Origin of the sequence: Streptomyces sp. NPDC102406 (genome assembly GCF_044765725.1) — a bacterium.
Classification (GTDB): Bacteria; Actinomycetota; Actinomycetes; order Streptomycetales; family Streptomycetaceae; genus Streptomyces.
The window spans coordinates 241,071-253,847 of the sequence record NZ_JBIWKP010000003.1 but is presented as its reverse complement, the minus strand read 5'-3'; the positions used below and the strand labels follow the sequence as shown (position 1 = coordinate 253,847).

The following is a 12,777-nucleotide window of genomic DNA, read 5'->3' as shown; positions in this document are numbered from 1 at the left end:
CTACTTACGGATCAGGCTGCGCAGCACGTACTGCATGATGCCGCCGTTGCGGTAGTAGTCCGCCTCGCCGGGGGTGTCGATGCGGACGACCGCGTCGAACTCCACGCCGGTGTCGGTGGTGACCTTGACCGTGCGCGGGGTGGTGCCGTTGTTCAGCTCCTCGACGCCGGTGAAGGAGAAGGTCTCCTCGCCGGTGAGGCCGAGGGAGGACGCGGACTGGCCCTCCGGGTACTGGAGCGGCAGGACGCCCATGCCGATGAGGTTCGAGCGGTGGATGCGCTCGTAGGACTCGGCGATGACGGCCTTGACGCCGAGGAGCGCGGTGCCCTTGGCGGCCCAGTCACGGGACGAGCCGGAGCCGTACTCCTTGCCCGCGAGGACGACCAGCGGGATGCCCTGGTCGATGTAGTTGCGCGAGGCGTCGTAGATGAAGGAGACGGGAGCGTCCTCCTTCGTGAAGTCGCGGGTGTAGCCGCCCTCGGTGCCCGGCGCGATCTGGTTGCGCAGGCGGATGTTGGCGAACGTGCCGCGGATCATGACCTCGTGGTTGCCTCGGCGCGAGCCGTAGGAGTTGAAGTCACGACGCTCCACACCGTGCTCGGTGAGGTACTTGCCGGCCGGGGTGTCGGCCTTGATGGCGCCGGCCGGGGAGATGTGGTCGGTGGTGACCGAGTCGCCCAGCTTGGCCAGGACGCGGGCGCCCGCGATGTCGGAGACCGGGGTGGTCTCCATCGTCATGCCCTCGAAGTACGGGGGCTTGCGGACGTAGGTGGACTCGCTGTCCCACTCGAAGGTGTCACCGGTCGGGATCGGCAGCGCCTGCCACTGGGCGTCGCCCGCGAAGACGTCCTGGTAGGACTTGTTGAACATGTCCTCGCCGATGGCGTTGGCCACGACGTCGTTGACCTCGGCCTCGGTCGGCCAGATGTCGGCCAGGTGGACGGGCTTGCCGTCCTGGTCGACGCCGAGCGCGTCCTTGGTGATGTCGACCTTCATCGAACCGGCGATGGCGTACGCGACGACCAGCGGCGGGGACGCCAGGTAGTTCATCTTGACGTCGGGGTTGATACGGCCCTCGAAGTTCCGGTTGCCGGAGAGGACCGAGGTGACGGCGAGGTCGTGGTCGTTGACGGCCTTGGAGACCTCCTCGGGCAGCGGGCCCGAGTTGCCGATGCAGGTGGTGCAGCCGTAGCCGACGAGGTTGAAGCCGACCTTGTCGAGGTAGGGGGTGAGCCCGGCCTTGTCGAAGTAGTCGGTGACGACCTTGGAGCCCGGGGCGAGCGTGGTCTTGACCCACGGCTTGCGGGTCAGGCCCTTCTCGACGGCCTTCTTCGCGACGAGCGCGGCGGCGACCATCACGTACGGGTTCGACGTGTTGGTGCAGGAGGTGATGGCCGCGACCGTCACCGCGCCGTGGTCCAGCTCGTACGTCGAGCCGTCGGGGGCGGTCACGAGGACCGGGTTCGACGGGACGCCGTCCGTGGTGGCCGGGGCGTCGGAGGCCGGGAAGGACTCCTTGCCCGCCTCGTCGACCGAGTCGACGTAGTTGCGCACGTCCGTCTTGAACTGCTCGGCGGCGTTCGCGAGGACGATGCGGTCCTGCGGGCGCTTCGGGCCGGCGATCGAGGGGACGACCGTGGAGAGGTCGAGCTCCAGCTTCTCGGAGAAGTCGGGCTCGGCGGCCGGGTCGAGCCAGAGGCCCTGCTCCTTGGCGTACGCCTCGACGAGCGCGACCTGCTGCTCGGAGCGGCCGGTGAGCTTCAGGTACTTCAGCGTCTCGCCGTCGATCGGGAAGATCGCGGCGGTGGAGCCGAACTCCGGCGACATGTTGCCGATGGTGGCGCGGTTGGCGAGGCTCGTGGCCGCCACACCCTCGCCGTAGAACTCGACGAACTTGCCGACGACGCCATGCTTGCGCAGCATCTCGGTGATCGTGAGGACGAGGTCGGTGGCGGTGGTGCCGGCCGGGAGCTCGCCGGTCAGCTTGAAGCCGACGACGCGCGGGATCAGCATGGAGACCGGCTGGCCGAGCATCGCGGCCTCGGCCTCGATGCCGCCGACGCCCCAGCCGAGCACGCCCAGGCCGTTGACCATCGTGGTGTGCGAGTCGGTGCCGACCAGCGTGTCGGGGTAGGCCTGGCCGCCCCGGACCATGACCGTACGGGCCAGGTGCTCGATGTTGACCTGGTGGACGATGCCGGTGCCCGGAGGGACGACCTTGAAGTCGTCGAAGGCGGTCTGTCCCCAGCGCAGGAACTGGTAGCGCTCCTTGTTGCGGCCGTACTCCAGCTCGACGTTCTGGCCGAAGGCTTCCTTGGTGCCGAACTTGTCGGCGATGACGGAGTGGTCGATGACCAGCTCGGCCGGGGAGAGCGGGTTGACCTTCGACGGGTCGCCGCCGAGCTCCTTGACGGCCTCACGCATGGTGGCGAGGTCGACGACACAGGGCACGCCGGTGAAGTCCTGCATGATCACGCGGGCCGGCGTGAACTGGATCTCCTGCGAGGGCTGGGCCTGGGAGTCCCAGCCGCCGAGCGCGCGGATGTGGTCGGCGGTGATGTTCGCGCCGTCCTCGGTGCGGAGCAGGTTCTCCAGCAGCACCTTGAGGCTGTAGGGAAGGCGAGCAGAGCCCTCGACCTTGTCCAGCCTGAAGATCTCATACGACTCGTCGCCCACGCGCAGCGTGCTGCGGGCGTCGAAGCTGTTCGCCGACACGACAGTCTCCTTCATATATGTGCGCGTTCCACCGCAATCCTGCCGCCACGCCACGTTGCCTATCCGGTGAGGTAAGGCTAAGTTAGGTAAGCCTTACCCGCTGGGACCGTCAGACTCGGCGGTGCCGTGCGGCCGCGGTGCGCCTCGGCAGATATCTCGATGTCGAGATAACTCTAATACATCACCCGGCGGTGCCATCAAGCGGTGCCGTCGATGTCCCTCATCGTCGTACGCGCCGAGGGGAAGCACCAGCGCTGCCCGGGGGCCGACTGATCGCGGCGCGCCGGGGTACGCGGAAGCCTCCGCACGGAAGGAGCCCTCCGTCATGCCGCTCACGTTCCGCAAGAGCTTCCGGATCCTGCCGGGAGTGCGCCTCAACATCAACCGCAAGTCCTGGTCGCTCACGACGGGCGGCGGCTCGCACGGGCCGCGGCACACGCACAGCAGCACCGGCCGCCGCACCACGTCGATGGACCTGCCGGCCCCTTCGGCTGGCGCAGGACCCGTACAGCCAAGCGTCACTGACACCCCACCAGAAGGACGCTCCCTCCGTCGGACCCGCCGGGATGCGTCATCTCATATGTGAGATAGCCTGCCGCCATGGCAGACGACTACCTCGTACGTATCGGCAAGCTCATCCGTGACGCCCGCCAGCACCGGGGCTGGACACAGAGTCAGCTTGCCGAGGCGCTCGGCACCAGCCAGAGCGCCGTCAACCGCATCGAGCGCGGCAATCAAAACATCAGCCTTGAGATGATCGCTCGAATTGGCGAAGCGCTCGACAGCGAGATCGTCTCCCTGGGCTACGCGGGACCGATGCACCTGCGGGTGGTCGGCGGTCGCCGCCTCTCGGGCTCGATCGACGTGAAGACGAGCAAGAACGCGTGCGTGGCGCTGCTGTGCGCGTCCCTCCTCAACCGGGGGCGCACGGTGCTGCGGCGCGTCGCCCGGATCGAGGAGGTGTACCGGCTCCTCGAGGTGCTGAACTCGATCGGCGTCCGCACGCGCTGGATCAACGACGGGGTCGACCTGGAGGTGGTCCCGCCCGCCCGGCTCGACATGGACGCCATCGACGCGCAGGCGGCCCGCCGCACCCGCTCCATCATCATGTTCCTCGGCCCGCTGCTGCACCGCATGGACCGCTTCAAGCTGCCCTACGCGGGCGGCTGCGACCTCGGCACCCGCACGATCGAGCCGCACATGATCGCGCTGCGCCGCTTCGGCCTGGACATCACGGCCACCGAGGGGCTCTACCACGCGGAGGTGCGCGGCGACGTCGTGCCCGACCGCCCCATCGTGCTGACGGAGCGCGGCGACACCGTGACGGAGAACGCGCTGCTCGCCGCGGCCAGGCACGACGGCACCACGGTGATCCGCAACGCCTCGTCCAACTACATGGTCCAGGACCTGTGCTTCTTCCTGGAGGCTCTGGGCGTGCGGGTCGACGGTGTCGGCACGACGACCCTGACCGTCCACGGGGTGCCGCACATCGACGTGGACGTGGACTACTCGCCGTCCGAGGACCCGGTCGAGGCGATGAGCCTGCTCGCCGCCGCGGTCGTCACCGAGTCCGAGCTGACCGTGCGCCGCGTGCCGATCGAGTTCCTGGAGATCGAGCTGGCCGTCCTGGAGGAGATGGGGCTCGACCACGACCGCACGGCCGAGTACACCGCCGACAACGGGCGCACGCGCCTGGTGGACCTCACCGTCCGGCCCTCCAAGCTGGAGGCGCCGATCGACAAGATCCACCCGATGCCGTTCCCCGGTCTGAACATCGACAACGTGCCGTTCTTCGCGGCCATCGCCGCCGCGGCCCAGGGCAAGACCCTCATCCACGACTGGGTCTACGACAACCGCGCCATCTACCTCACCGACCTCAACCGGCTCGGCGGCCGTCTCCAGCTCCTGGACCCGCACCGCGTGCTGGTCGAGGGCCCGACGCGCTGGCGGGCCGCCGAGATGATGTGCCCGCCCGCGCTGCGCCCGGCCGTGGTCGTGCTCCTCGCGATGATGGCGGCCGAGGGCACCTCGGTCCTGCGCAACGTGTACGTCATCAACCGCGGTTACGAGGACCTGGCCGAGCGGCTCAACTCGGTGGGCGCGCAGATCGAGACGTTCCGGGACATCTGAGCCCCGCGCTCAGACCTAGTGCGGGACCGGGCACACCCCCGCGGCGGCGACCGTGTTGTAGGACGGGGCGGACAGGGTCGTCACCGTGGTGCTGCCGAGCTGGTTGAGGATCTCGTCGGAGAGCAGGTCCTGCTGGCCCTTGAGGGCGTCGGCGACCTTCGTGTCCTTGGGGAACACCAGCTCGGCGGCGATGTTGTCCTGCACGATGCGGGCCAGGTTGTCCAGCGCGGTGAAGACCGGGTCCGCCGGCGGCTCCAGGCCGGGCAGGTCGATGAGGTGCGTGGACACCTTCGCCGCGTTCATGCAGTCCTTGAGGATGATGGTGTTCTGGTTGAGGACGCTGGTCGTCCACTGGGAGAGCACCACGCAGTAGAGGTCGGCCCACGCCGCCTCGCCGACCTTGGCGCGCCAGGTCTTCATGATGTCCTGGACGCCCGCGATCTGGGCTTTCGAGGCGTGCTCCATGTTGGTGCGGATGGCGGGGTAGACGCTGCCGGAGAAGTCCTCGAAGGACTTCATGTCGAAGCGCTTCGCGGCGATCGACGCGTTGATGAACTTCAGGCCGCCGTCCAGGATGGTCGCGCAGGACGTGGCCAGCGTGGCGGGCAGGGCCGCCGCGGGCAGATTGGCGCGCGCGGTGGTGAGCTTGGCGGCGTACGCCTTGAGCGGCTCGATCCAGGCGGTGGACGCCTCGTCGTTGAAGGCGACCATGACCAGGTCGTGCGGGTCGATGCGGTTCGCGTTGGGCAGGTTCGGGATCTTGTCCGCGAGGTAGGAGGCGATCACCGAGAAGATGCCGAGCGGGACGTGGGCGATGGACTTCGCCAGCTCGAACGTCTGCGAGACGGGGTTGGCGGACTCCTGGCCGTCCTTGGTGACGAGGGTGAACCGGCCGCCCTTGGCGTCGTTCTGGACCACGACGACCGGTGCGAGGTGCTTGATCAACTCGGCTTTCAGCGTGGCGTAGTTGGCCCGCATGCCCGCGTTGACCGCGAACAGTGACTCGCGCGCCTGGGTCTGGGTGACCGCGGCCGCCGCGCCGTCACCGGCGTCCGCGGCGCTCGGGGTCGCCGCGTAGCCGATGAGGGCGGCGGTGCTGATGCCGGTGGCGCCGCCTATGAAGCCTCTGCGCGTAGCCATCTTCGTTTTCTCCTTGATGATGTGGGGTTCAGCTTCTGGTGCTTGGACATGGGGGGAAACCTCTGGTTGGGGGGATGGGGGGAAGTAGCTGGGGGGGAAGCTGGGGGGCAACTGGGGGGAGGATTACGTCACTTGATGTCGCGCTGCTTCGGGACGACGACGCCGAAGCGGTCCTGGATCGTGGCGAGCGCCGACTCGTGCACCTGCTTCGCCGGGATGCCGCGGGGGTTGCCGTTCACCGGCAGCGGGCGGGTGGCGGACGCGTCACCGACGACGGTGGGGGCGTAGCCCTTGTAGACGGCGCCCTCGGTGGTGAACAGGGTGCACATGTGCGTCATGAAGCCGGAGATGATGACGTTCTTGCGGCCGGTCTTCTTGAGCACGGCGTCGAGGTTCGTGTCGTGGAAGCCGTTGGGGACGGCCTTCTCCACGACGGTCTCGCCCTTGGCCGGCTTGAGCGCCGGGATGATCTGGCCGGCCTTCGACGTGAGGTCGTAGCCCTTCTCGACGATGTGCACGACCGGTGTGTGGGCCTCGCGGGCCCGGTCGAGGAGCGCCTTGGTGTTGTCGACGGCCTGGCGCCAGCCGGTCAGCTCCATCGCGCCACCGGTGTAGACGTTCTGGTAGTCGACCAGGACCAGTGTGGCGTTCGACAGCTTCGCGGGGGTCTCGTCCAGCTTCATCAACTGGCGCAGCGTCGTCGTGTTCTTCGCATGGTCGCGGTCCTGCTTGTCCGTGCGGGTCGCCGCCTGCGAGTCGCCCCCGCACGCGGTCATGGTGGCGGCGAGGACGGCGGCGGCGCCCAGGGCGGCCGCGGTACGGAGCAGCTTCATCAGACGATCTCCTTCTGGGACTGGACGACGACGCCGTACAGGTCGGCGATGGTGGCGAGGGCGGACCGGTGCACCTGCTCGGCGGGTACGTCGGCGCCCGCGACCGGGAGCGAGCGGGTGGCGGCGGCCTCGGCGACGACGGTGGGCCGGTGACCGGCGAGGAACGCGCCCTGCGCCGTGAACGCGACGCACATGTGCGTCATCCAGCCCGCGATGATCACGTCCTGGCCCTCGGTGAGGTGGGTGGCGAGGTCCGTGCCGACGAAGGCGTTCGGGACCTGCTTGACGACGACCGGCTCGCCGTCGACGGGCGCGACCTTCGGGTGGATCGCGCCGATCTCCGCGCGGATGTCGTACGGGGTGCCCTCGCCGCCGTCGTTGATGACGTGGACGACCTTGGTGCCCGCCTCTCGTGCCCGTGCCAGGAGGTGAGCGGCGGCGTCGAGGGACGCCTCCCAGCCGTCGAGCTCCATGACGCCCCGCGTGTAGGTGTTCTGGAGGTCGATGAGGATGAGCGTCGAACCGGCCAGCGTCGCGGGCGTCTCGTCGAAGCCGTTGAGCTCGCGCAGGGTGGTTCGGGACATGGGTGTACCGCCTTCGGAATTCGGGTGGGAGGCGCGGCCCGCGGTGTCCGCCGGGCTACGTCCCTCACGCTATGACCCGGCTGCGACGTCGGCAATGACGTCTAACATGCAGATACCGACATGCCGAACAGGGGGGTCTCCGTGCCGGACACCGTGGAACGCGCCATCGTCATCGTGGTCTTCGAGGGCGTCGACCTGCTCGACGTCACCGGGCCGCCCGAGGTCTTCTCGCTGGCCCGGCGCGAGAGCGAGGAGGCGCTCGGCTATCAGGTGCTGCTCGCCGCCGAGACCATGGAGCCGGTCACCACCGGTGCGGGGGTGCGCATCCTGCCGGACATCACGTTCGCGCGGGCCGCCGAGGGCACCATCGACACGCTCATCGTGCCGGGGGCGGTCGAGTTCGACGAGGAGCGCCGCGTCCACCCGCTCGTCGACCCGCACCTGGTCGAGTGGGTGGGGGTGCTCGCCGGGCGGGCGCACCGGATCACCTCGGTGTGCGTCGGGGCGCATCTGCTCGCCGCCGCCGGGCTGCTCGACGGCAAGCGGGCCACGACGCACTGGTCCACCGCGCAGCAACTGGCCGCCGACCACCCGGCCGTCGAGGTCGACGCCGACCCCATCTTCATCCGCGAGGGCAACGTGTGGACGGGGGCCGGGATCAGCGCCTGTCTCGACCTCTCGCTCGCGCTCATCGCCGACGACCTGGGCGAGGCGGTCGCCCTGCGGGTCGCGCGGCAGCTCGTGATGTATCTGAAGCGGCCCAGCGGGCAGAGCCAGTTCAGCGTCCCGCTGGAGCAGGTGTCCACGACGCGGCGCATCGAGGACCTGCGCCACCACATCCTGCGGCACATCGGCGAACCGCTCACCGTCATGGACCTCGCCGCGTACGCGCATGTCAGCGACCGGCACCTGACCCGGCTGTTCAAGACGGAGCTGGGGACGACCCCGCACGCGTACATCGAGTCGGTCCGCGTCGAGAAGGCACGCCATGAGCTGGAGTCCTCCGACGCCACCCTGGAGCGCGTGGCGACGCTGTGCGGGTTCGGCACGACGGACACGCTGGTACGGGCCTTCCGCCGACGCCTGAACACGACGCCGACGGAGTACCGGCGCCGGTTCCGCGTGCCCCAAGCGCTCTGAGGGGCAGGGGGTTCGGAGAAAAGCTCTCAGGCCGTCGCGAACTCCCGGATCGCCGCCGCCAGGGCGCGGGGGCGGTCCAGCGGGATGAGGGTGCCGCACGCGTCCAGCTCCACCAGGCGTCCCTGGGGCAGGAGTTCGGCCAGGCGGCGTCCGTGGGCGGGCGGCATCATCTTGTCCTGCCGCCCCCAGACGACGAGGGCCGGACGGTCGTACCGGCGCAGGGCGTCGGCCGCCTCCATCATCTCCGACCTGACCGTCGCCCGGAGGTAGTGCAGGAGGACGGCGCGGGCCACCGGGTCCGTGCGCAGGGGTTCGACCCAGCGGTCGATCAGGTCGTGCGGGACGGGCCGGTGGGCCATCACCGCGAATCCGGTGCCGGGCACCCGGCGCAGGGCGCGCACGGAGAGGACCCGTGCCAGGGCCGCCAGGCCGCCCGGGACCCGGGACGCCATGTCGAGGAGCTTGCCGCTCGGGCCCGGCGGGTAGTTGTCGAACGCCTCGCAGCCCGCGATGACCAGGCGGCCCACCCGCTCGGGCCGCTCCGCGACGAGCTGCTGGAGGCGGCCCGCGTCGTTCTCCACGAACACGGTGTCGTCGCCCAGCTTCAGCGTGTCGGCGAACTCGCCGATGAGCGAGGCCATGGTGCGGGGCGAGAGTTCGGCGCCGGGCCGCAGCGGTGTGCGGTGGCTGCCGTACGGGAGGGTCGGCACGATGCAGCGTACGGACGCGCCCAGTTCGTCCACGACGTGCCGCCACACCGTCCCGTCCTGGACGAGCCCGTGCAGCAGGACCACGGGCGTGCCGTCGCCGCCCGTGTCGTCGTACGCGATCGGACCTACGGAGAGTTCCGCCTGATGCGTCATGGCAGCGACCCTATGCCGCCGGCCTTCTCAGGGCAGGACCGCTGTGCCGTCGAGTTCGACCAGGGCCTGTTCGTCCCAGAGGCGGACCACGCCGATCACCGCCATCGCCGGGTAGTCCCGGCCCGCCAACTGCCGCCATAGGCGGCCGAGTTCACGGGCGTGGGCGCGGTAGTCCGGCACGTTTGTCGTGTAGACCGTGACGCGCGCGAGGTCGGCCGGGGTGCCGCCCGCGTGCCGCAGGGCCGTGAGGAGGTTGGTCAGGGCCCGCTCGAACTGCTCGGGCAGCGTCGCGCCTGTGATCTTGCCGTCGGCGTCCAGGGCGGTCTGGCCGGCCAGCAGGACGAGGCGGGTGCCGGTGGCGACGACGGCGTGCGAGAAGCCGGTGGGCGGGGAGAGTTCGGGCGGGTTCAGCCGCTCGGGGCCCTGGCTCATCGAGCGGCCTCCTGCCGGTGAGCCTCCGGCGTGCGTGCATGCTGTTTGTACAACTCCTTGGCGATGATCGCGCGTTGGACCTCCGTCGCGCCTTCGTAGATGCGCGGCGCGCGCACCTCGCGGTACAGGTGTTCCAGGAGGTGGCCGCGGAGCAGGGCCCGCGCGCCGTGCAACTGCACCGCCGCATCGACGACGTGTTGCGCCGTCTCCGTGGCGAGGAGTTTGGCCATCGCCGCCCGGCGCGGCACGTCCTCGGCGCCCGCGTCGTACGCCGCCGCTGCCGCGTAGACCATGAGGCGGGCCGACTCGACGCGTACCGCCATGTCGGCGACCTGGTGGGCGACGGCTTGCAGGTCCTTCAACGGGCCGCCGAACGCCTGGCGTTGGGCCGTGTGCCCGAGCGTCGCGTCGAGGGCGGCCTGAGCCATGCCGACGGCGAACGCGCCCACGCTGGGCCGGAACAGGTTCAGGGTCCGCATCGCCACCTCGAACCCGCCGCCCACCTCGCCGAGCACGTCCCCCTCCCCCACCGGTACGCCGTCGAAGGTGAGCGAGCCGATGGGGTGCGGGCAGAGCATGTCGAGGTGGTCGCCGGTCAGTCCGGGGCGGTCGGCGGGGAGCAGGAACGCGGTGACGCCACGGGCGCCCGCGTCCGGGCCCGTCCGGGCGAAGACGGTGTAGAAGTCGGCCTCGGGGGCGTTGGAGATCCAGTACTTCTCGCCGGTCAGCCGCCAGCCCGCGCCGTCCCCGGTGTCGGTCTTCTCGGCGCGCAGGGCGAGCGCGGCGGCGTCGGAGCCCGCGCCCGGCTCGCTCAGCGCGAACGCGGCGACCGCGCGCCCCGCGCCCGCCTCGGGCAGCCAGCGCCCGCGCTGCTCCTTCGTGCCGTACGCGTGCACGGGGTGCGCCCCGAGCCCCTGGAGGGCGAGGGCCGTCTCGGCCTCGGAGCAGACCTGGGCGAGCGATTCGCGCATGAGGCACAGATCGAGTGCCCCGGAGGTGAACAGGCGCTCCAGGAGCCCGAGTCGGCCGAGTTCGGCGATGAGAGGGCGGTCGACGCGGCCCGGTTCGGCGGCCTCGGCGAGCGGGGCGAGTCGCCGCTCCGCGAGGTCGCGCAGCTCCGCGCACCAGGCGAGTTGGTCGGGTGCGAGCGAGAACGTGCCCATACGCCGGTGCTCCTCTCACGACGGCGGCCGGCCGGCCCCTCGATCCCGCACCGTATCGCGCGCCGTTGACTGTCGTCACCATCACGATACGCTCGAAGCGCGACCACGCCACGGCAAGGGGGCGCCCCGCATGAGCCCGCAGTCCCTGGAGTCACCGAAGTCCCTGCACCCGTCCGCCCACAGCGACACCTTCGCGCGCGACCATCTGCCGCCCGCGTCGCTGTGGCCCCGCCTCACCTTCGACCTGCCGGAGCTGCGCTATCCGCGGCGGCTGAACTGCGGCGCCGAACTGCTGGACGCGACCGTGCGGCGGTTCGGCGCGGACCGGCCCGCGTTCCACTCCCCCGGCCGACCGCCGCTGACGTACGGCGAATTGCTGGCGCGCGTCGACCGGACGGCGCACGTGCTCACCGAGGACCTCGGGATCGTGCCCGGCAACCGGGTGCTGCTGCGCGGCCCCACCACGCCCGAGCTGGCGGCCTGCTGGCTCGCCGTGATGAAGGCGGGCGGTGTCGCCGTGACCGTGCTCGCGCAGGCGCGCGCGGCCGAGCTGGCCACGATGTGCGAGATCGCCCGGGTCCGGCACGCGCTCTGCGACGTACGGTCGGTCGACGATCTGGTGAAGGCGGACGTGCCGGGGCTGCGGATCACCACGTTCGGTGGTGAGGGGGTCGATGACCTGCGGCATCTCGCCGCCTCCAAACCGGCGTCCTACGCGGCCGTGCCGACCGCCGACGACGATGTCGCCCTGATCGCCTTCACCTCGGGAACGACCGGGCGGCCCAAGGGGTGCATGCACTTCCACCGGGACGTGCTCGCCGTCGCCGACACGTTCGGGCGGCACGTCCTCAAGGCGACGCCGGACGACGTGTTCGCGGGCAGTCCGCCGCTCGGCTTCACCTTCGGACTCGGCGGGCTCGTCGTCTTCCCGCTGCGGGCCGGGGCCTCGGCGCTGCTGCTGGAACAGGCGGGCCCGCGGCAGTTGCTGCCCGCCGTCGCCGCGCACCGGGTGTCGGTCCTGTTCACGGCGCCGACGGCGTACCGGGCGATGCTCGCGGACCCGTCCTGGCCCACGTACGACGTGAGAAGTCTGCGGCGCTGTGTCTCCGCCGGGGAGAACCTGCCCGCCGCCACCTGGCACGCCTGGCGGGAGGCGACCGGGCTGCGCCTCGTCAACGGCATCGGGGCGACCGAGCTGCTGCACATCTTCGTCTCCGCCGCCGACGACGCCGCCCGGCCGGGTACCACCGGGCTTCCGGTCCCCGGCTGGCAGGCGCGCGTCATCGGCGAGGACGGCACCGAACTCCCGGACGGCGAACCGGGGTTGCTCGCCGTCCGGGGCCCCGTCGGCTGCCGTTACCTCGCCGACGCACGGCAGACCACGTACGTGCGCGGCGGCTGGAACATCACCGGGGACACCTACGTCCGCGACGGCGACGGCTACTTCCGGTACGTCGCCCGCGCCGACGACATGATCATTTCCGCTGGGTACAACATCGCGGGCCCGGAGGTGGAGGAGGCGCTGCTGCGGCACCCGGACGTGACGGAGGCGGCGGTCGTCGGCCGGGCCGACGAGGCGCGCGGTCAGATCGCCGTCGCGTACGTGGTGCTGCGGCCCGGGGCGCGGCGGGCGCCGGACGGCCTGCGGGAGTTCGTGCGGGCGGAGCTGGTGCCGTACAAGTGCCCGCGCGAGATCGTGTTCCTGGACGCGCTGCCGCGCACCGCCACCGGCAAGCTCCAGCGGTTCCGGCTGCGCGGACCCGGAACCGTACAGTGA

General features: G+C 70.6%; 10 protein-coding genes and 1 pseudogene. 4 read left to right on the top strand and 7 right to left on the bottom strand.

Annotated features, from left to right (window positions below):
- Entirely contained in the window at positions 1 to 2,715 is a 2,715-nt protein-coding gene (acnA, locus tag ACIRF8_RS14760; protein ID WP_404214680.1) for an aconitate hydratase AcnA, read from the bottom strand.
- A gap of 325 nt (positions 2,716 to 3,040) precedes the next feature.
- On the opposite strand from acnA, the pseudogene ACIRF8_RS14755 reads away from it, so the two are divergent.
- Positions 3,041 to 3,240 (top strand): annotated as a pseudogene (locus ACIRF8_RS14755) (DUF4236 domain-containing protein).
- A 75-nt stretch (positions 3,241 to 3,315) separates the two neighbouring features.
- Positions 3,316 to 4,845, top strand: a complete 1,530-nt coding sequence (locus ACIRF8_RS14750; RefSeq protein WP_404214679.1) for a helix-turn-helix domain-containing protein — start codon at positions 3,316 to 3,318, stop codon at positions 4,843 to 4,845.
- Positions 4,846 to 4,860: 15 nt separating this feature from the next.
- Here ACIRF8_RS14750 and ACIRF8_RS14745 read toward each other — a convergent pair whose 3' ends face one another.
- The 3 genes from ACIRF8_RS14745 to ACIRF8_RS14735 all read right to left on the bottom strand — a co-directional run bounded on the left by ACIRF8_RS14745 (position 4,861) and on the right by ACIRF8_RS14735 (position 7,402).
- A complete protein-coding gene (locus ACIRF8_RS14745) occupies positions 4,861 to 5,985 on the bottom strand; it encodes a hypothetical protein (RefSeq protein ID WP_404214677.1) in 1,125 nt (374 codons plus the stop codon).
- Between the two features lie 128 nt (positions 5,986 to 6,113).
- A complete protein-coding gene (locus ACIRF8_RS14740; protein WP_404214675.1) occupies positions 6,114 to 6,818 on the bottom strand; it encodes a cysteine hydrolase family protein in 705 nt (234 codons plus the stop codon).
- Positions 6,818 to 7,402 carry an isochorismatase family protein gene (locus tag ACIRF8_RS14735; RefSeq protein WP_404214673.1) on the bottom strand — a complete coding sequence of 195 codons (585 nt, stop codon included), beginning with the start codon at positions 7,400 to 7,402 and terminating at the stop codon, positions 6,818 to 6,820. The genes ACIRF8_RS14740 and ACIRF8_RS14735 overlap by 1 nt, the downstream gene beginning before the upstream one ends.
- A 120-nt stretch (positions 7,403 to 7,522) precedes the next feature.
- Between ACIRF8_RS14735 and ACIRF8_RS14730 the strand changes: the two genes are divergently transcribed.
- Positions 7,523 to 8,542, top strand: coding sequence for a GlxA family transcriptional regulator (locus ACIRF8_RS14730; protein WP_404214671.1), 1,020 nt, complete (start codon positions 7,523 to 7,525; stop codon positions 8,540 to 8,542).
- A gap of 26 nt (positions 8,543 to 8,568) precedes the next feature.
- Here the strand turns inward: ACIRF8_RS14730 and ACIRF8_RS14725 are convergent, their stop codons facing one another.
- Genes ACIRF8_RS14725 through ACIRF8_RS14715 form a run of 3 tightly spaced genes read right to left on the bottom strand, consistent with a single transcriptional unit; the run spans position 8,569 to position 11,000 of the window.
- Positions 8,569 to 9,405, bottom strand: coding sequence for an alpha/beta fold hydrolase (locus ACIRF8_RS14725; protein WP_404214669.1), 837 nt, complete (start codon positions 9,403 to 9,405; stop codon positions 8,569 to 8,571).
- A gap of 27 nt (positions 9,406 to 9,432) precedes the next feature.
- The gene (locus tag ACIRF8_RS14720) at positions 9,433 to 9,837 is read right to left on the bottom strand and encodes a RidA family protein (RefSeq protein WP_404214667.1); all 405 of its coding nucleotides are present in this window, start codon (positions 9,835 to 9,837) and stop codon (positions 9,433 to 9,435) included.
- A complete protein-coding gene (locus tag ACIRF8_RS14715) occupies positions 9,834 to 11,000 on the bottom strand; it encodes an acyl-CoA dehydrogenase family protein (protein WP_404214665.1) in 1,167 nt (388 codons plus the stop codon). Before ACIRF8_RS14715 ends, ACIRF8_RS14720 begins: the two co-directional genes overlap by 4 nt.
- A 130-nt stretch (positions 11,001 to 11,130) precedes the next feature.
- On the opposite strand from ACIRF8_RS14715, the gene ACIRF8_RS14710 reads away from it, so the two are divergent.
- Positions 11,131 to 12,777: an AMP-binding protein gene (locus tag ACIRF8_RS14710; RefSeq protein WP_404214663.1), complete on the top strand. Its 1,647-nt coding sequence runs from the start codon at positions 11,131 to 11,133 to the stop codon at positions 12,775 to 12,777.